General features: G+C 68.1%; 17 protein-coding genes. 10 read left to right on the top strand and 7 right to left on the bottom strand.

Translation table 11 applies throughout. The features are described 5' to 3' along the window. From AS93_RS0101370 to AS93_RS0101355, 4 genes are all read left to right on the top strand, one after another. On the top strand, window positions 1-542 hold a 542-nt coding region (locus tag AS93_RS0101370; protein ID WP_027588903.1), incomplete at its 5' end, for an energy transducer TonB. Between the two features lie 82 nt (window positions 543-624). Further along, window positions 625-1,557: a hydrogen peroxide-inducible genes activator gene (locus tag AS93_RS0101365; protein WP_027588902.1), complete on the top strand. Its 933-nt coding sequence runs from the start codon at window positions 625-627 to the stop codon at window positions 1,555-1,557. Next, entirely contained in the window at window positions 1,554-3,629 is a 2,076-nt protein-coding gene (gene recG / locus AS93_RS0101360) for an ATP-dependent DNA helicase RecG (RefSeq protein WP_027588901.1), read from the top strand. Before AS93_RS0101365 ends, recG begins: the two co-directional genes overlap by 4 nt. An 84-nt stretch (window positions 3,630-3,713) precedes the next feature. Then, the gene (locus AS93_RS0101355; protein ID WP_027588900.1) at window positions 3,714-5,141 is read left to right on the top strand and encodes an HDOD domain-containing protein; all 1,428 of its coding nucleotides are present in this window, start codon (window positions 3,714-3,716) and stop codon (window positions 5,139-5,141) included. Between the two features lie 112 nt (window positions 5,142-5,253). Here the strand turns inward: AS93_RS0101355 and AS93_RS0101350 are convergent, their stop codons facing one another. From AS93_RS0101350 to AS93_RS0101335, 4 genes are all read right to left on the bottom strand, one after another. Beyond that, a complete protein-coding gene (locus AS93_RS0101350) occupies window positions 5,254-5,628 on the bottom strand; it encodes a hypothetical protein (protein ID WP_027588899.1) in 375 nt (124 codons plus the stop codon). A gap of 126 nt (window positions 5,629-5,754) precedes the next feature. Continuing rightward, a complete protein-coding gene (locus AS93_RS0101345) occupies window positions 5,755-6,027 on the bottom strand; it encodes an HU family DNA-binding protein (RefSeq protein WP_027588898.1) in 273 nt (90 codons plus the stop codon). Window positions 6,028-6,231: 204 nt separating this feature from the next. Further along, on the bottom strand, window positions 6,232-7,386 hold the full coding sequence (locus AS93_RS0101340) for an FAD-dependent oxidoreductase (RefSeq protein ID WP_037008334.1): 1,155 nt from the start codon (window positions 7,384-7,386) through the stop codon (window positions 6,232-6,234). Then, a complete protein-coding gene (locus AS93_RS0101335; RefSeq protein ID WP_027588896.1) occupies window positions 7,386-7,553 on the bottom strand; it encodes a rubredoxin in 168 nt (55 codons plus the stop codon). The genes AS93_RS0101340 and AS93_RS0101335 overlap by 1 nt, the downstream gene beginning before the upstream one ends. A gap of 154 nt (window positions 7,554-7,707) precedes the next feature. Between AS93_RS0101335 and AS93_RS0101330 the strand changes: the two genes are divergently transcribed. Then, window positions 7,708-8,232 (top strand): chorismate lyase, encoded by a 525-nt coding sequence (locus AS93_RS0101330; RefSeq protein ID WP_234703320.1) that lies wholly within the window; start codon window positions 7,708-7,710, stop codon window positions 8,230-8,232. 14 nt (window positions 8,233-8,246) lie between these two features. Beyond that, window positions 8,247-9,137 (top strand): 4-hydroxybenzoate octaprenyltransferase, encoded by an 891-nt coding sequence (gene ubiA / locus AS93_RS0101325; RefSeq protein WP_027588894.1) that lies wholly within the window; start codon window positions 8,247-8,249, stop codon window positions 9,135-9,137. A gap of 114 nt (window positions 9,138-9,251) precedes the next feature. Here ubiA and AS93_RS0101320 read toward each other — a convergent pair whose 3' ends face one another. Then, window positions 9,252-9,623 (bottom strand): hypothetical protein, encoded by a 372-nt coding sequence (locus AS93_RS0101320; RefSeq protein WP_027588893.1) that lies wholly within the window; start codon window positions 9,621-9,623, stop codon window positions 9,252-9,254. Window positions 9,624-9,777: 154 nt separating this feature from the next. Between AS93_RS0101320 and phoB the strand changes: the two genes are divergently transcribed. The 3 genes from phoB to AS93_RS0101305 all read left to right on the top strand — a co-directional run bounded on the left by phoB (window position 9,778) and on the right by AS93_RS0101305 (window position 13,200). Continuing rightward, a complete protein-coding gene (phoB, locus tag AS93_RS0101315) occupies window positions 9,778-10,467 on the top strand; it encodes a phosphate regulon transcriptional regulator PhoB (RefSeq protein WP_027588892.1) in 690 nt (229 codons plus the stop codon). Window positions 10,468-10,469: 2 nt separating this feature from the next. Further along, a complete protein-coding gene (phoR, locus tag AS93_RS0101310) occupies window positions 10,470-11,792 on the top strand; it encodes a phosphate regulon sensor histidine kinase PhoR (RefSeq protein WP_037008332.1) in 1,323 nt (440 codons plus the stop codon). Between the two features lie 67 nt (window positions 11,793-11,859). Continuing rightward, window positions 11,860-13,200, top strand: coding sequence for a hemolysin family protein (locus AS93_RS0101305; RefSeq protein ID WP_027588890.1), 1,341 nt, complete (start codon window positions 11,860-11,862; stop codon window positions 13,198-13,200). Window positions 13,201-13,302: 102 nt separating this feature from the next. On the opposite strand, the gene ligB is transcribed toward AS93_RS0101305, so the two are convergent. Continuing rightward, window positions 13,303-14,991 carry an NAD-dependent DNA ligase LigB gene (ligB, locus tag AS93_RS0101300; RefSeq protein ID WP_027588889.1) on the bottom strand — a complete coding sequence of 563 codons (1,689 nt, stop codon included), beginning with the start codon at window positions 14,989-14,991 and terminating at the stop codon, window positions 13,303-13,305. A 251-nt stretch (window positions 14,992-15,242) separates the two neighbouring features. Here ligB and AS93_RS18550 point away from each other — a divergent pair, with 251 nt between their 5' ends. Continuing rightward, on the top strand, window positions 15,243-15,476 hold the full coding sequence (locus AS93_RS18550) for a hypothetical protein (protein ID WP_037008330.1): 234 nt from the start codon (window positions 15,243-15,245) through the stop codon (window positions 15,474-15,476). A 3-nt stretch (window positions 15,477-15,479) separates the two neighbouring features. Here AS93_RS18550 and yccS read toward each other — a convergent pair whose 3' ends face one another. Continuing rightward, window positions 15,480-17,675: a YccS family putative transporter gene (yccS, locus tag AS93_RS0101290; RefSeq protein ID WP_027588888.1), complete on the bottom strand. Its 2,196-nt coding sequence runs from the start codon at window positions 17,673-17,675 to the stop codon at window positions 15,480-15,482. Window positions 17,676-17,732: the final 57 nt, after the last annotated feature.

Below are 17,732 nucleotides of genomic sequence, written 5' to 3'. Positions count from 1 at the left end.
TCGAGCAGCCCAAGCGCGTCGAGGCGCCGGAGCCGGAAATCGAGCTGCCGCCACCGCCGCCGCCGAAACCCAAGCCCAGGCCGAAGCCGCCCAAGCCGAAGAAGCCCGAGCCGAAGCCGGAACCCAAACCGGAGCCCACGCCTGAACCGAAGCCGGCCGAGGACGTGCCCCCCGCCCAGCCCAGCCAGCAGGCGCGCGCGCCGGAAGCCTCAGCCGCCCAGTCGGCCAGTAGTCAGGTCGCGCAGGGTCAGCCCACCTGGGAAAGCCTGCTGCTCGGGCACCTGAACCGTCACAAGCGCTACCCGCACGATGCGCGCCAGCGCGGTCAGGAAGGCACGGTGAAGGTGCGCATGGTCATCGACGGTCGCGGCCGGGTGCTCGACCACCAGGTGCTTGCCGGTTCCGGCAGCCGTTCGCTGGATCGCGCCACGCTGCAGATGATCCGGCGTGCCCAGCCGCTGCCCGCGCCGCCCGCGGAGTTGCTGAAGAATGGCAGCCTGGAAGTGATCGCGCCGTTCGTCTACTCGCTGGAGCGCGGCTAAGGGTCGCAGTCCATTGGCGGGCGTCTCTTGGTTCCATGCAAGGCAGCCGCTATGCTTGCGGCCAGCCCAATGGAATTCCGCTATGACGCTCACTGAACTGCGCTACATCGTCACCCTCGCCCAGGAGCAGCACTTCGGGCGCGCCGCCGAACGCTGCCACGTCAGCCAGCCGACGCTTTCGGTGGGCGTCAAGAAGCTCGAGGACGAGCTGGGCGTACTGATCTTCGAACGCAGCAAGAGCGCGGTGCGGCTCACGCCAGTAGGCGAGGGCATCGTCGCCCAGGCCCAGAAGGTGCTCGAGCAGGCCCAGGGCATCCGCGAACTGGCCCAGGCCGGCAAGAACCAGTTGGCCGCACCGCTCAAGGTCGGTGCCATCTATACCGTCGGCCCCTACCTGTTCCCGCACCTGATTCCGCAACTGCACCGGGTCGCCCCGGACATGCCGCTGTACATCGAGGAAAACTTCACCCACGTGCTGCGCGACAAGCTGCGCACCGGCGAGCTGGACGCGATCATCATCGCGCTGCCGTTCCAGGAAGCCGATGTGCTGACCAAGCCGCTGTACGACGAGCCTTTCTACGTGCTGATGCCGGCCGCGCATCCCTGGACCGCGCGCGCCACCATCGACGCCGAGCAGCTCAACGACAAGAGTCTGCTGCTGCTGGGCGAGGGGCACTGCTTCCGCGACCAGGTGCTGGAAGCCTGCCCGACCAGCCGCAAGGGCGATGCCGCGCAACACACCACGGTGGAATCCAGCTCGCTGGAGACCATCCGCCACATGGTGGCCTCAGGGCTGGGTGTCTCGGTGCTGCCGTTCTCGGCGGTGGAGAGCCACCACTACGCGCCGGGCGTACTGGAGACCCGGCCGCTGACACCGCCGGTGCCCTTCCGCACCGTGGCCATCGCCTGGCGCGCCAGCTTCCCGCGGCCGAAGGCCATCGAGGTGCTGGCCGATTCCATCCGCCTGTGTTCGGTGGCCCGGCCACAAGCGCTGGGCACCGCCGAACCCGCATGAGCGAACTGGCGCAGGTCCCGGTCACGGCCCTCAAGGGGGTGGGTGCGGCGCTGGCGGAGAAGCTGGCCAAGGTCGGCCTGGAAAATCTCCAGGACGTGCTGTTCCACCTGCCGTTGCGCTACCAGGACCGCACCCGTGTCACGCCGATCGGCGCCCTGCGTCCCGGCCAGGATGCGGTGGTCGAGGGCGTGGTGGCCGGCGCGGATGTGGTCATGGGCCGGCGGCGCAGCCTGCTGGTGCGCCTGCAGGATGGCAGCGGCACGCTGAGCCTGCGCTTCTTCCATTTCAGCCAGGCGCAGAAGGACGGCCTCAAACGCGGCACTCCACTGCGCTGTTATGGCGAGGTGCGCCCCGGGGCCACCGGCCTGGAAATCTACCATCCGGAATACCGCGCCATGAGCGGCGCCGAGCCGGCGCCGGTCGAGCAGACGCTTACCCCCATCTATCCAACCACCGAAGGCCTGACCCAGCAGCGCCTGCGTACCCTGAGCGAGCAGGCGTTGGCGCGGCTCGGCCCCAACAGCCTGCCCGACTGGCTGCCGGCGGAGCTGGCCGAGGAATACCGGCTCGGCCCGCTGGCCGAGGCGATCCGCTACCTGCACCGCCCGCCGCCGGATGCCGACCTGCATGAACTGGCCGAGGGCCAGCACTGGGCACAGCAGCGCCTGGCCTTCGAGGAGCTGCTCACCCACCAGCTATCCCTGCAGCGCCTGCGCGAGAGCATTCGCGCCCAACAGGCCCCGGCGCTGCCGCCGGCCACGCGCCTGCCGGAGTTGTATCTGCAGGGTCTGGGTTTCGCGCCCACCGGTGCGCAACGCCGCGTCGGCGCGGAGATCGCCTACGACCTGGCGCAACCTGAACCCATGCTGCGCCTGGTGCAGGGTGACGTGGGCGCCGGCAAGACGGTGGTCGCCGCGCTGGCGGCCCTGCAGGCGCTGGAAGCCGGCTACCAGGTGGCCCTGATGGCGCCCACCGAAATTCTCGCCGAGCAGCACTTTCTCAACTTCAGCCGCTGGTTCGAGCCACTGGGCATCGACGTCGCCTGGCTGGCCGGCAAGCTCAAGGGCAAGGCGCGCGCCGCCGCGCTGGAGCGGATCGCCGGCGGCTGCCCGATGGTGGTTGGCACCCATGCGCTGTTCCAAGACGAGGTACGCTTCGCCAAGCTGGCGCTGGTGATCATCGACGAGCAGCACCGCTTCGGTGTGCAGCAGCGCCTGGCGCTGCGCCAGAAGGGCGTGGATGGCCGGCTGTGTCCGCACCAGCTGATCATGACCGCCACGCCGATCCCGCGCACCCTGGCGATGAGCGCCTACGCCGACCTGGACACCTCGATCCTCGACGAGCTACCGCCCGGCCGCACGCCGGTGAACACCTTGGCCATCGCCGACAGCCGCCGCCCGGAAGTCATCGAGCGGGTGCGCGCGGCCTGCCACGAAGGACGCCAGGCCTACTGGGTGTGCACGCTGATCGAGGAATCCGAGGAACTGACCTGCCAGGCGGCGCAGACCAGCTACGAAGAACTGTCCGCCGCGCTGGGCGAGCTGCGTGTCGGCCTGATCCACGGGCGCATGAAGCCGGCCGAGAAGGCGGCGGTGATGGAGGCGTTCAAGGCGGGTGACATCCAGTTGCTGGTAGCCACCACGGTGATCGAAGTGGGCGTGGATGTGCCCAACGCCAGCCTGATGATCATCGAGAACCCCGAGCGTCTGGGACTCGCCCAGTTGCACCAGCTGCGCGGTCGCGTCGGTCGGGGCAGTGCAGTCAGCCACTGCGTCCTGCTCTATCATGCGCCGCTATCGCAGCTGGGCCGTGAGCGACTGGCGATCATGCGCGAGACCACCGACGGCTTCCTGATCGCCGAGAAGGATCTGGAGCTGCGCGGTCCCGGCGAGATGCTCGGCACCCGGCAGACCGGCCTGCTGCAGTTCAAGGTTGCCGACCTGATGCGTGACGCCGACCTGTTGCCGGCGGTGCGTGAGGCTGCGCAACAGCTGCTGGCGCGCTGGCCGCAGCATGTGGGCCCCCTGCTGTCGCGCTGGCTGCGGCACGGCCAGCAGTACGGCCAGGTGTGACAATTTTGTGATTGGCCACCCTTGGGAAATCCGAGGCAGCGCCGATATGCCTTGCAAACACCCGTTTCAGACCCGGATGTACCCATGAACGAGTGCACCATCGTCCCGGCCGAACAGCCTTCGACCGCTCCCTTATTGATCCAGCAGCTGCTGCGCCGCCTGGCCGTACCCTTGCGCACCCGACCCGAGGAGCCGGGTATTCCGCCGGCACAGCGTATCCAGGCCGTGCTGCTGGAAGACAACCTGGGCGCCGCCCTGGTGCTGTATCCGCGTAACCAGCTGCTCGATCTCAAGCGCCTGGCCGCCTTCAGCGAGCGGCAACTGGGCCCGGTGCGCCCGGAGCGCCTCAAGCGCATGCTCAGCCGTCATGGCCTGGGCTGCCTGCCGGCGCTGCCGGCGATTACCAGCTCTCCCTGTCTGTACGACGAGCGTCTGCTGGAGCAACCGGTGCTGCTGATCGAGTCGGGCGCCCCGGGGTTGCTGCTGGAGATCGGCCGCGAGCATTTCCAGATGCTGCTGGCCAAGGCGCGTCCCGGCCGCTTCGGTGAACCCCTGGGCAACATCCGCCCGAACCTCGACCGACCGGGCGACGACAGCAGCGAAATCGATCAGGCGGTGAAGACCTTTACCGCCCGCCGCATCCAGCAGCGTCTCGGCGAGACCATGGAGATTCCGCCGCTGACCCGCACCGCGCAGCGCATCATCAAGCTGCGCGCCAACCCGAATGCCACCATCGAAGACATCACCTCGGTGGTGGAAACCGATCCGGCGCTGGCCGCGCAGGTGATGCGCTGGGCGAGCTCGCCGCTGTATGCCGCGCCCGGCAAGGTGCGTTCGGTGGAAGAAGCGATCATCCGTGTGCTCGGCTTCGACCTGGTGATCAACCTGGCGCTCGGCCTGGCCCTGGGGCGCCACCTGAGCCAGCTCAGTGATCCCAACCAGCAGAACACGCCCTACTGGCAGCAGGCGATCTATACCGCCGCGCTGATCGAGGGGCTGACCCGGATGATTCCTGCCGGCCAGCGTCCGGAAACCGGCCTGGCCTATCTCGGCGGGCTACTGCACAACTTCGGCTACCTGCTGCTGGCGCATATCTTCCCGCCGCACTTCAACCTGATCTGCCAGCACCTGGAAACCAACCCGCACCTCTGGCACGGCCACATCGAGCAGCATCTGCTGGGCATTACCCGCGAGCAGATCGGCAGCTGGATGATGCGTAACTGGGAGATGCAGGAAGAGATCTTCACCGCGCTGCGCTTCCAGAACGACCCGGATTACGCCGGGCCGCACTGCGCCTACGCCAATCTGGTGTACCTGGCGGTCAACCTGCTGCGCGGCCAGAAGATCGGCCATGGCCTGGAGCAGCCGATCCCCGAGGCGCTCTATCAGCGCCTGGGCATCACGGCCGAGCAGGCCGAGGATGCCTTGCAGAAGGTGCTGCGCGCCGAAGCGGCGCTGCGCGAAATGGCCAGCCAGTTCCAGCAGTCGCGAGACGACGAGCCGCAGGAGTAGGGCTGCCCCGTAGGGCAGTCAGCGCTGTTCTGGCCGCCGCGGCGCGCCGGGAGAGTGGAAAGGAAGGTGTGTCCGCGTTAGACCGCGGTTCAGTAGCCGGCCAGTGTCGGGATCAGGCCTTCTTCTTCGGCTTCAGGTACTTGGTCAGCCCCTGGAACCACATCACCAGCATCGGATTGCCCTGGATCTGGATGTCCTTGTCCTGGATGCCCTTCATGAAGGCCAGCTGCTTGTTCTTGGCGGTGAGGGTGGCAAAGCCGTAGGCCGCGTCACGAAAGCCCAGGGCGAAGGCCGGCTGAGTGGCGGGTCCGCGTTTGCTGGTGATCCGCTGATCCTTGACGATGAAATGGCGGGCCACCCGGCCATCCAGGGTGTGCAACTGGAACACCAGGTCCTTCTCGGCCAGCTGCTGCTGGAACTCGGGGTTGGTGTGGCTGGCCTTGTTCATCAGGCGGCCCAGCATCCAGAGTAGAAAACGAAATTTCATCGCGGCCTCGAAAGGGGGTAATTGTTGTTAAGCGCGCGATTCTAGCGGCCAAATAACGCCCCAGCAGCCGAACTTGTGTAGAAAAATGCAAACAACGGCCCGCCAGGCAGGCGGGCCGTGTAGCGATCAGTTGATGGCGTCGCGTAGCGACTTTCCGGGTTTGAACGCCACGGTGTTGCTTGCCTTGATCTTCACGGGTTCACCGGTTTGCGGATTCTTGCCGGTGCGGGCGCCCCGGTGGCGTTGCACAAAGGTGCCAAAGCCGACCAGGGTGACGCTTTCCTTGCGGTTCAGCGCATCGGTGATTTCTTCCAGGACGGCGTTGAGCACACGATTGGCCTGCTCGCGGGTGAGATCGGCCTTGTCCGCGATGGCGGCGGCGAGTTCCGGTTTGCGCATAAAGTGATGCCTCTTCGACGGTGTCATTGTTGTTCTTGTTGTTGTGTCCGTGCTGTTCGGGTGAACAGCGCCCCGTGCTGCGGGGGCTCTAGCCCGCGGCAGTCACTTCGAGGATGGCATGTGCCCACGGGCCACGCCAGTCCTCGAACGTCGCCTGAGGTGCCAACCGCTGCCCAGAACCGACGGAACGTCGTGCGGCGCGCCTCAATCGAGCAGCGACGGCAGTTCCCGGTTGAGTGCCAGACGCCCCTGCACGGCCTCTCCACTCAGGCCGTAACCCAGCAGGGTGCCGTCGGCATCGCGACACAGCGCGCGCCAGTCGAGGCCCTCGCCCTCCAGTTGCCACTCGCCGGTGCGGCCCGGGGGCGGCGGCGCCACCACCAGCGGACAAGCCGGGGTCTTGACCGTCACCGGCATGGGGCCGTAGCGCACCTCGCTCGGCTCGCCCGCCAGCGTGCGGGCCAGGGCGCGAGCGCCGGCCATCAGCGGCATCACGTAAAGCAGGTTGAGGCCTTCGACCTCGGCGCAATCGCCCAGCGCATAGATGTGCGGTGCGGAGCTGCGCAGCTGCCGGTCGACACGGATGCCGCGCCCAGTGGCCAGGCCTGCCGCCTGGGCCAGCGCGGTGCGCGGGCGCAGGCCTATCGCCGAAAGCACCAGGTCGCAGTCCAGGCGCGTCCCGTCGGACAGCAGCGCCTGCAGGCCGTCGCCGGCCTGGTTCAGGCTGGCCAGCGTGCGGCCCAGATACAGGCCCACGCCGAGCTGCCGCAGCGCATCGCTCAGAGCGTCGCCCAGCGCCGGTTGCAGCAGTTCCGGCATCGGTTGCTCGGACAGACCGACCAGGTCCACCTCGTAACCACCCAGGCGCAGGTCGTTGGCGAACTCGCAGCCGATCAGCCCGGCGCCGAGGATCAGCACCCGCCGTTTGCCCTTCAGCGCGGCGCGAAAGCGTGCGTAGTCCTCCAGGTCGTTGACGGTGAGAATGCGCCCGGTGGCATCGCCATCCACCGGTACCCGCACGCACTCGGCACCCAGCGCCAGCACCAGGTCGCGGTAGTCGACGGGCTCGGCATCCAGCCACAGGCGGCGGGCCTGCGGGTCGATGGCGGTCACTCGGGTGTGGGTGCGGATCTCGGCATGCAACTGCTCGGCCAGCGCGCCCGGTTCGGCCATCACCAGCGCCTCGGCATCCTGGCCCTTGGCGAAGGCGGTGGAGAGCATCGGCTTGGAATAGGAACGGCCGTCGTCGGCGCTGATCAGCAGCAGCGGGGTCTGCACATCGAGCTTGCGAAACTCCCGGGCCAGGCCGTAGCCGGCCAGCCCGGTGCCGACTATCACCACGGGTTTGGGTTGCGCCATCAGGCCACTTCCATCATCACGAAGTCGCTCTTGCTGACCCCGCAGTCGGGGCATACCCAATCCTCGGGCACCTGTGCCCAGGGGGTGCCGGGGGCGATGCCGTCTTCGGGCCAGCCCTTGGCTTCGTCATAGATCAGTCCGCATACCGCGCATTGCCAGGTCTTCATCTGCATTGTCTCGCTGGGTTGCCACGAACCGGCACGCTATCCCAAGCACCGCGATGCGCCAAGGGTGGCGGACCCTTTCCTTGGTAGGGTGCGGTAGACTGCCGGCCTTCGTACCCCAACTGCCGATTCAATCGTGTCCGACCTTTCTCCCTGGCTGACCGCCGATTGCCTGGCCGCCCCGCTCGATGCCAGCGTGCGGGACTGGCTGTTCGAGCCGGGCTCCCTGACCCTGCGCCTGACCACCCTCGCCGGCGGCGATTTTTCCGTGCGCCCGCTGCTGGAAGGCTGGCACGGGTTGCGCGACGACGAATGCGCCGTGCTGGGCCTGGCGCCCGGCAGCACCGGGTGGGTGCGCGAGGTCTATCTTTGCGGGCACGGCGAGCCCTGGGTGTTCGCCCGCAGCGTGGCCAGCCGCGAGGCACTGCAGGCGCTGGAGCTGGACCTGCAGCACTTGGGCAAGCGCCCGCTGGGCCATCTGCTGTTCAGCGACAAGGCCTTCGGGCGCAGCCCCTTCGAGATCTGCCACTACCCGCCCGCCTGGCTGCCCGCCGAGGCGGCTCAGGCCGGACTCTGGGCGCGGCGCTCCTGCTTCCAGCGCGGTTCGGTCGGCGTGCTGGTCGCCGAGATCTTCCTGCCGCCGCACTGGCGGGCGGTACGCGCCGCCGACGGCAACCCCTAGTCACCGGAGAACCCATGTACACGCAGCTGCTGCAATCGTTCAATCGCCTGCATCCCCGCGCCTGGGACTTCGTCCAGCTGATGCGCCTGGACAAGCCGATCGGCATCTACCTGCTGCTCTGGCCGACCCTGGCGGCGCTGTGGATTGCCGGCGAGGGTGCGCCGAGTGTCGCCCACGTGGCCATCTTCACCCTGGGCGTGATCCTCATGCGCTCGGCCGGCTGCGTGATCAACGACTTCGCCGACCGCAACTTCGACGGCCATGTGGCACGCACCCGTACCCGGCCGCTGGCCGCCGGCAAGGTGCGGGTAAAGGAAGCCTGGCTGCTGTTCGCCGTGCTGGTGGCGCTGAGTTTCGGCCTGGTGCTGTTGACCAACGCCGTCACCGTGTGGCTGTCGTTCGGCGCCCTGGCGGTGGCCGCGCTGTACCCGTTCATGAAGCGCTACACCTACTACCCGCAGGTGGTGCTCGGCGCCGCGTACTCCTGGGGCATCCTCATGTGCTTCACCGCCGAGCGCGGCGTGCTGCCGCCGGAGGCCTGGGTGCTGTTCATCGCCAACGTGGTGTGGACCGTCGGCTACGACACCTACTACGCCATGGCCGACCGCGAGGACGACCTGAAGATCGGCGTGCGCTCGACCGCCATCCTGTTCGGCGAGGCTGACCGGCTGATCATCTTCACCCTGCAGTGCCTGTCGCTAGTGTTCCTGCTGCTGGCCGGCGCGCGTTTCGGGCTCGGCCTGTATTTCCACCTCGGCCTGGGCGTGGCGCTGGCCTGCTTCCTCTGGGAGTTCTGGCGCACCCGCAACCGTGAGCCGCTGGTGTGTTTCCAGGCCTTCCTGCACAACCACTGGGCCGGGCTGGCGATCTTCCTCGGCGTGGTGGTGGATTACCTGCTGCGCTAGCGCCTCCCATGGCCCGGGAGCCTGCGGGAGGGGCTTCAGGCGATGCTTTTGCGCCGGCGCCACCGCAGCCTGGGGGACAAGTCCGCTCCGCTCCCACAGGCGTTTCACGACGGCCTACGGCTTGGCCACATGCCAGACGCCCATCAGCGTGTCGCCGGTGGTGTCGCCGGGCTGCTTGTCCTTGGCGTAGGTGTACAGCGGCTTGCCGTCGTAGGCCCATTGCATCGTGCCATCCTGGCGGGTGACAAGGCTCCATTTGCCGCTCGGCTGTGCGCCTTCCGCGGCGATCAGCGGTGGCCAGATGTCCGCGCATTGCTCGGTGCAGTTGGACTGCCCCTCGCTGTCCTTGCCGTAGGTGTAGAGCGTCATGCCCTGCGGGTCGACCAGGCGATCATCCTGGACCGTGGCGGGCGCCTGGGCGTGGGTCAGGCCGGAAAGCAGCGTCAGTGCGACGACAGCGCTGAATAACGGGATCGGCATTTTCATGGCAGGTACCCCTCGCGATATTCATCCGGTTGGAGTGCCTGCGACGGCTGTTTGCCGGGAGCGTCCGACGCACGGCGCGCCACTCACCTGTCACACCGCTGCAACAATTCCGTTATCTAATGCCCGGCATTGACCGGAATCGCATAGGGAAACCATGGCAGGCAAGACCATTCTGATCGTCGATGACGAGGCGCCGATCCGCGAGATGATCGCGGTGGCGCTGGAGATGGCCGGCTACCAGTGTCTGGAAGCGGCCGACAGCCAGCAGGCGCACAGCCTGATCGTCGATCGCAAGCCGGACCTGATCCTGCTCGACTGGATGCTGCCCGGGACCTCGGGCATCGAACTGGCGCGGCGCCTGAAGCGCGACGAGCTGACCGCCGCCACGCCGATCATCATGCTCACCGCCAAGGGCGAAGAGGACAACAAGGTGCAGGGCCTGGAGGTCGGCGCCGACGACTACATCACCAAGCCGTTCTCGCCCCGCGAGCTGGTGGCGCGCCTGAAGGCCGTGCTGCGTCGCACCGGCGCGGATGACGACGAGACGCCCATCGAGGTGGGCGGCCTGCGCCTGGACCCGGTCAGCCACCGGGTGACCATCGATGGTCGCGCGGCCGAGATGGGACCCACCGAGTACCGCCTGCTGCAGTTCTTCATGACCCACCAGGAGCGCGCCTATACCCGTGGCCAACTGCTGGACCAGGTCTGGGGTGGCAATGTGTATGTGGAAGAGCGTACCGTCGACGTGCATATCCGCCGGCTGCGCAAGGCGCTGGGCAGCGACTACGAGTCGCTGGTCCAGACGGTGCGCGGCACCGGCTACCGTTTCTCCACCCGAGCCTGAATGTGAAAGCCAATCCTGCCGCTGTGCTGTTGCGCCACGGCCTGCTGCTGCTGGCGGCGACCCTGTTGCTCGGCCTGATCAGCGGCGCCTGGGGTTGGAGCCTGGCGCTGTGCCTGGCCGCCTATCTGGCCTGGGTACTGCGTGACCTGCTGCGTCTGCAGCGCTGGCTGGAAAACGCCAATCCCCGCGACGAGGTGCCCGAGGCGCGCGGCCTGTGGGAAGCGCTCTACGACCGCATCTACCTGCTGCAACGCCGCAACCGCGAGGCCCGCGAGCGGCTGCAGGCGGTGATCGATCGTGCCCAGCAGTCCACCACCGCCCTGCAGGATGCGGTGGTGATGCTCGACAGCGATGGCAACCTGGAATGGTGGAACCCGGCCGGCAGCCGCCTGCTTGGCCTCAAGAGTCCGCAGGACAGTGGCCAGCCGGTGATCAACCTGGTGCGCCACCCGCGCTTCAAGGAGTACTTCGAACGCAAGGAGTTCGCCGAGCCGCTGAGTCTGCGTTCGCCGGTGGACCCGAACCTGCACCTGCAGATCTTCATCACCCTGTATGGCCAGCGCGAGCACCTGATGGTGGTGCGCGACGTGACGCGCATGCAGCAGCTGGAGCAGATGCGCAAGGACTTCGTGGCCAACGTCTCCCACGAACTGCGCACGCCGCTGACGGTGATCAGCGGTTACCTGGAAACCCTGCTCGACCATGCCGATACCCTGGCGCCGCGCTGGCTGCGCCCCATGCAGCAGATGCAGCAGCAGGCCACGCGCATGTCGCACCTGCTGGACGACCTGCTGCTGCTGGCGCGTCTGGAGGCCACCGATTACCCGGCTGAGAACCAGCCGGTGGCGGTCGAGCGCCTGTTGCAGACGATCCGCACCGATGCCGTGGCGCTGTCCGGCACGCGCGGTCACCGCATCTCCCTGGAGGCCGAGGCCGGCCTGCTGCTCAAGGGCTGCGACAGCGAACTGCGCAGCGCCTTCTCCAACCTGGTGTTCAACGCGGTGAAGTACACGCCGGCTGGCGGTGAGATCCATGTTCGGTGGTGGAGCGACGAGCAGGGCGCGCACCTGGCGGTGCGCGACAGTGGCATTGGCATCGAAGCCAAGCACCTCCCGCGCCTCACCGAGCGCTTCTACCGGGTGGACGCCAGCCGTGCCGCCGACACCGGCGGTACAGGGCTCGGCCTGGCCATCGTCAAGCATGTGCTACTGCGCCATCGCGGGCGACTGGAAATCGTCAGCCAGCCCGGCAAGGGCAGCACCTTCACCTGCCATTTTCCGCTGACCCAGCGGGTGCGCGACACGGCGCAAAGCGCCTCCGATTGACCGTCGGGCTTGAAAAAGCCCATCTGAATAGCCATCTTGCGCGAATCATTGGCCAACCCGAACCACCATGGACCCTTCCCCTAGTCTCAGCGTTTCCACCTACTTCGCCGATTTCGGCCTTGTCCTGTTCGCCTTCTTCCTCGTTCTGCTCAACGGTTTCTTCGTGGCCGCCGAATTCGCCATGGTCAAGCTGCGCTCGACCAAGGTGGAGGCCATCGCCAGCCAGCATGGCTGGCGCGGACACATCCTGCGCACCGTGCACCGCCAGCTCGACGCCTACCTGTCGGCCTGCCAGCTGGGCATCACCCTGGCCTCGCTGGGCCTGGGCTGGGTCGGCGAGCCGGCCTTCGCGCACCTGCTCGAACCGCTGTTCGCCGCCCTCGGCGTGACCAACCCGGTGGTCATCCATGGCGCCGCCTTCGCGGTCGCCTTCTTCATCATTTCCTACCTGCACATCGTGGTCGGCGAGCTGGCGCCCAAGTCCTGGGCCATCCGCAAGCCGGAGCTGCTGTCGCTGTGGACGGCGGTGCCGCTGTACCTGTTCTACTGGGCCATGTACCCGGCGATCTTCCTGCTCAACGCCAGCGCCAACGCCATCCTGCGCTTCGCCGGCCAGGGCGAGCCGGGGCCGCACCACGAACATCACTACAGCCGCGACGAGCTGAAGCTGATCCTGCATTCCAGTCGCGCCCACGACCCCAGCGACCAGGACATCCGCGTGCTGGCTTCGGCGGTGGAGATGGGCGAGCTCGAGGTGGCCGACTGGGCCAACTCCCGCGAGGACCTGGTGTACATCAAGCGCAACGCGCCGCTTGAGGAGCTGTTCGGCACCCTGCGTCGCCACAAGTACAGCCGCTACCCGGTGTACGACGAGGCCAGCGGCGAGTTCATCGGCCTGGTGCACATCAAGGACCTGCTGCTGGAACTGGCCCGCCTCGGCGAGCTGCCGCAGCAGCTGGACCTGGACGAGGTGATCCGCCCGGTGGAGCGCATCTCCCGGCACATGCCGCTGACCACCCTGCTGGAGGAGTTCCGCAAGGGCGGCGTGCACTTCGCCCTGGTGGAGGAGGCCGACGGCAAGGTGATCGGCTACCTGACCATGGAGGACGTGCTGGAAGCCCTGGTCGGCGACATCCAGGACGAACACCGCAAGGCCGAGCGCGGCGTGCTGGCCTACCAGCCGGGCAAGCTGCTGGTGCGCGGCGACACCCCGCTGTTCAAGATCGAGCGCCTGCTGGGCGTCGACCTGGACCACATCGAGGCGGACACCCTGGCCGGGCTGATCTACGAAACCCTCAACCGCATGCCCGAGGAGGAGGAAGCCCTGGAAACCTCCGGCCTGCGCATCATCGTCAAGAAGATGAAGGGACCCAAGGTAGTGCTGGCCAAGGTGGTCAAGCGCGACTGAGTACCTGTGGATGCACCAACAGCTCGCGGACAAGTCCGCTCCCACCGGCGCAATTCCGTGGGAGCGAATTCATTCGCGAGCTGTTAGCGCGGGTCACCTTGCTCACCGGGGCGGCTGTGATCTCGCGGCGAACCCGCTGACACCGGCTTCCGCCAACTGCGCCGCCAGCGCCTGCACGGCGGGATGCTGGAAAAAGCGCTGGGCCTGACGGGCGCGTTGCGCGCTCAGTCCCGCTTGCCGCCGCCACTCGTCTTCCGAGCGGCTGGACAGGCGTCGCCAGTCATCTTCCGCTGCCAGCTGAATGCCGGACGGCATGCCGAGTGCGATCAGCCAGCGTTCGAGCGGGCGCCGGCGCGCCCGTTCGGCGCCCTCCAGTAACGGCCTGGCCCGTATGCCCGGTACCTGCGCAAGATCGCCGGGTGCGAGGCGCATCCAGGCCAGCAGTCCGTGGTCCAGGAGCCCGGCCTCCAGCAACGCGCGCCAGCTGCCCGGGCCGAGCCCGGACAGATCCAGCCCCTGCCGGCTCGACAGCCATTCCAGGCGAGCCAGGAACTGCCCTGCGCAGCCCGGCGTCGGGTGCCAGCAGCTCAGCGGGTGGTAGGCGGTGATGTCCGGCGCGTCCACCGCCTCCCGCAGCGGCGAGCGCCAGACCACGCCGTCCAGCCGGGGGATGCTGCCGCCGGCCAGGCCGATGGCGACCTGGTCGCCGGGTCGGATGTCCAGCGAGCGCCAGCGCGACAGCGAGCCGGCCGAGACCTTGCGCACGCTGCGGTCATCCAGCCGTGTCGGTTGCAGATGGAGCAGCGGCGTGATGCGCCCACTGCGCCCGATCCGGAACTCGATCTCGCGCACCTCGCCCAGCGCCTGGCGCGCTGGATATTTCCAGGCCGCCGCCCAGCTCGGCGGCTGCGCCTGCCAGTGCTGGCCATGCGGGCGTGCGGCCTGGCGCAACACCACGCCATCGGTGGCGAAGGGCAGGTCGCTTCGGAACCAGTGTTCCCGCCAGCGCCGCGCCTCGCCGGTATCGGCGACGCGATGGCTGAAGGCCGGGCTGTCGGCGAATCCCAGGCTTTCCAGCCCGGTCAGTCGCTGCGCGGGATCGGCGGGGCCGTCCGGCCAGTCCCAGACGAAAAGGCCGATGCCGGCAGCCTCCTCGGCGCCAAGCGTCTGCCGGGCCAGCAGGCCGGCGACCCGCGCCCGAGCGCCCTGGCCGCCGCGTTCGGCCTGCACATGACCGGGCACACGCCAGTACAGCTCGCCGTGCAGCACGGCGTCGAGCGCTTGCGGCAGGCGCTGCGGCACGGCCGGCAGCTTGCGTACCCGCTGGGTCCAGTCCTGGCCATGCCGACCGTCGCCCCGGCTGATGGCCTGTGCCAGCTGGCCGGCGCGGTACACCAGGGTGACCGCCACGCCATCCACCTTGGGCTGAATCCACACTGCCTCGCGGCGGGCCAGCCAACCCTCGATCTCATCGTCCGCCAGCTTGCTTAACCCGGTCTGCGGCACGGGGTGGGCGACGGGGCCAGCCAGCCCGGCCAGGGGCTGCGGTGCGGGCGGCGCCTGTTCCGGAAAGCAGTCGCGCCAACGGGCGAAGCGCTGGCTGGCCTGGTCGTAGAGCTCGTCGGCAATGGGTGAGCGACCGTCGCGGTGATAGGCGCTGTCCCACTGCGCCAGTTGGTCGGCGAGCTGATGCAGTTCGGCCTTGGCGCGTTCGACGGACCAGTCGGGGCAGGCCTGGGCGAGCGGCATGCACAGGCTGAGCGCCGCGAGCAGCGGGCGAAGGGAGGGCATGGGTGCGTCCTTGCGCGGGGGATCGGCCCGGGAGCATAGCCAAGCGGTTGGCAGATCGCCGTGGGAGGGGGTTGAGCCGCCACCGGATCGGCACGGTGGTGGGTTGCGGCCGAAGCGGCTCCTGTAGACAGCGGCTCGGGCACTCTCGCGGCCGTTCGCAGTCAGACAAGCGTGGCCCGGTAGTGAACGGGGCCGTTTCCGCAAAAAATCCGGCTGGTCTAGTCCGGCCCCAGGTTCATGGAGGTAAACCCATGCGTCTTGCGCATCTCATTCTGCCGGCGCTGCTCGGTGTCGTGCTGGTGGGCTGTGGTCCCGATGAAGAGGATCGGATCGATACCACCCCGGCCCCGCAGACCAACGAGCCGGTCCAGCCGGTTCCGCCGCCGGCCGAGCCGGCGCCGCCCACCACGCCCACTCCGCCGCCCACCACACCCAGCGGTGTGCCGGAGGAAAGCGACATGAACACCAACCCCGCCCAGGACTGAGCCTCACCCGCCCTGGCGCACGCTGGCCGCCTGTTCGCGTTTGAGCAGGTGGCTGCCCAGCGTGCGCAGGCGGGCCAGTTGCCGGCAGATCAGCGCCAGCTGGGTCTGCACCAGGCGGTGATTGTCATCCAGGCTGTCCGGCAACTGCTCCAGTTGTTCGGCCAGGGCCTGCTCTTCCTCGTTGTGCACGGCCAGCACCGAATTGCCGGTCAGCCCCCCCGCAATCTCCTCCAGCGCCGCGACGATGCGCGCGCCGGCCTCCTCCAGCAGGGTCGCGTCCTGATCCGTGCCCAGCGGCGCGCGGTGGGCGCCCAGCGCCGACAGATAGCCCAGCAGGGTGTGGGTGACCACCAGGAAGCGGAAACCCTGCTCGGTGTCCCGGCGGAAGTGCCCCGGTTCCATGAGCATGTTGGACAGCGTGGTGGACAGCGCCGCGTCGGCGTTGTGTGCGTTGCGTCGCGCCACCCGGTAGGCCAGGTCGTCGCGCTTGCCGCTCACGTACTGGGCGAGGATTTCGCGCAGGTATTCGGCATGGCTGGTCAGCGTGCTGGCCAGCAGGCGGTCGAGGCGTCGGCCCTGCCAGTCCGGCAGGATCAGGAACACCGCGACAATGGCGATCAGGCTGCCGAGCAGGGTGTCGAACAGCCGCGGCCAGATCAGCCCGTAGCCATCGCCGATCTGGTTGAAGCTGAGCAGCACCAGCAGGGTGATGGCGGCCGTGGCGACGGTGTAGCGGCTGGCGCGGGTGGCGAAGAACAGCACGCCGGCGATCACCGCCAGGAACGCCTGTAGCAGCGCCTGGGGGAACAGGCTGATCAACGCCCAGCCACACACCAGGCCGATCAGCGTGCCGAGGATGCGCTGCACCAGCCGCGTGCGGGTTGCGCCGTAGTTCGGCTGGCAGACGAACAGGGTGGTGAGCAGGATCCAATAGCCCTGGGTCGGATCGATCCAGTGCAGGATGCCGTAGCCGGCGCACAGCGCGATGGACAGCCGCAGGGCATGGCGGAACACCAGCGAGGTGGGCGTCAGCTGCAGGCGGATACGCTGCAGCGCTTCGCGCAGGCTGCGCGGCGAGCGGTCGAACAGGCTGGGATCCTGCTCGTCGGCCAGGGCATCCGGGTTGCTGGCGCCGGCCAGCTTGCGCTCCAGGGTTTCCAGGTTGTTGGCCAGTGCGTTCACCGAACGCAGCAGCTTGCGCCACTCCGGCCGGTTCTGTTCGCGCAGATGCGCCAGCGAGGCCTGCAGGTCGTCCAGCGCGGCGCGGCTTTCGCCGTGGTCGAAGGGTTCGCGCAGGCGGATGGCCCGACCCAGGGTGCGGCAGGCATTGCCCTGCTGGTTGAGCAGGCGCTGGCAGCGGAACATGACGTCGCTGTGAAAGAACGCCTCGGCCAGCTCGTTGTACGGGTAGTGCGAGGAGCTGGCCCGTTCATGGATGTCCTGGGCGGTGAAGTACAGGCGCAGGTAGCGGCTCAGGCGCGCCGAGGGCCGACCGTTGGCGAAGCGGTGCAGCAGGATCTCCTTGGCCTGGTTCAGCGCGTTGACCACCCGCCCGTTCTGCCGCGCCAGCTCCAGGCGACGCTCCTCGACATCCAGCTGGCGCAGCGGCTCGAGCAGGCTGCTCTTGATCTTCAGGTACAGGCCCAGCTCCTCGAACAGCCGCGCCAGGCCCTGCTGAACCGGCTGGTGCACGAACAGCGCCGCCCACAGCACCGACAGCGCGCCGTACCAGGCCGCGCCGGCCAATAGCAGCAGCGGTTCGTGCCAGAAGCTGCCGGGTACTCCGCCGCGCTGTTCCACGCCGATCATGGTGTAGATGGCCAGGATCAGCGTCGCCCAGCCGAGGGTCGCGTAGCGCGGGCCGACCGCGCCGAGCATGGTCAGTGCGAAGGTGGCGACCGCCAGCCCGCTGACGAACAGCCAGGGATGCAGGAACAGCAGCTGCACCGAGAAGGCCGCCACGGCGAAGCACAGCAGCGTCACCGCCACCGCCTGCAGGCGGCCCAGCCAGTTGTCGTCGGTTTCCGCCAGCGCGCTGGCGATCACCCCGAGGAACAGCGGGATCACCAGGTCCAGGCGGCCTTCCAGCAGGCCGACCAGCATGGCGCCGGCCAGCGCGATGAACACGCGCAGGCTGTAGGCGAGGGTGTCGGTACTCCACAGGCGCTGCAGGGAATGACGAAGGGACGGCGAGGGCATCGAAGGCTCCGCTACGACGGGAACGCGGCCAGAGTAGCGAATTGGCCGCTGACGTGA

It is taken from the genome of Pseudomonas sp. RL (genome assembly GCF_000647775.1).
In the GTDB taxonomy this organism is placed as follows: domain Bacteria; phylum Pseudomonadota; class Gammaproteobacteria; order Pseudomonadales; family Pseudomonadaceae; genus Serpens; species Serpens flexibilis.
The sequence above is the reverse complement of the archived record's forward strand: the minus strand, read 5'-3'. Positions and strand labels throughout refer to the sequence as shown.

Coding starts and splice junctions, on each gene's coding strand:
- AS93_RS0101365 (WP_027588902.1), top strand. CDS start 625: ATGACGCTCACTGAACTGCGCTACATCGTCACCCTCGCCCAGGAGCAG.
- yccS (WP_027588888.1), bottom strand. CDS start 17,675: ATGCCCTCGCCGTCCCTTCGTCATTCCCTGCAGCGCCTGTGGAGTACC.
- AS93_RS0101355 (WP_027588900.1), top strand. CDS start 3,714: ATGAACGAGTGCACCATCGTCCCGGCCGAACAGCCTTCGACCGCTCCC.
- AS93_RS0101340 (WP_037008334.1), bottom strand. CDS start 7,386: ATGGCGCAACCCAAACCCGTGGTGATAGTCGGCACCGGGCTGGCCGGC.
- ligB (WP_027588889.1), bottom strand. CDS start 14,991: ATGCCCTCCCTTCGCCCGCTGCTCGCGGCGCTCAGCCTGTGCATGCCG.
- AS93_RS0101350 (WP_027588899.1), bottom strand. CDS start 5,628: ATGAAATTTCGTTTTCTACTCTGGATGCTGGGCCGCCTGATGAACAAG.
- AS93_RS0101305 (WP_027588890.1), top strand. CDS start 11,860: ATGGACCCTTCCCCTAGTCTCAGCGTTTCCACCTACTTCGCCGATTTC.
- AS93_RS0101335 (WP_027588896.1), bottom strand. CDS start 7,553: ATGAAGACCTGGCAATGCGCGGTATGCGGACTGATCTATGACGAAGCC.
- recG (WP_027588901.1), top strand. CDS start 1,554: ATGAGCGAACTGGCGCAGGTCCCGGTCACGGCCCTCAAGGGGGTGGGT.
- AS93_RS18550 (WP_037008330.1), top strand. CDS start 15,243: ATGCGTCTTGCGCATCTCATTCTGCCGGCGCTGCTCGGTGTCGTGCTG.
- phoB (WP_027588892.1), top strand. CDS start 9,778: ATGGCAGGCAAGACCATTCTGATCGTCGATGACGAGGCGCCGATCCGC.
- AS93_RS0101345 (WP_027588898.1), bottom strand. CDS start 6,027: ATGCGCAAACCGGAACTCGCCGCCGCCATCGCGGACAAGGCCGATCTC.
- ubiA (WP_027588894.1), top strand. CDS start 8,247: ATGTACACGCAGCTGCTGCAATCGTTCAATCGCCTGCATCCCCGCGCC.
- AS93_RS0101320 (WP_027588893.1), bottom strand. CDS start 9,623: ATGAAAATGCCGATCCCGTTATTCAGCGCTGTCGTCGCACTGACGCTG.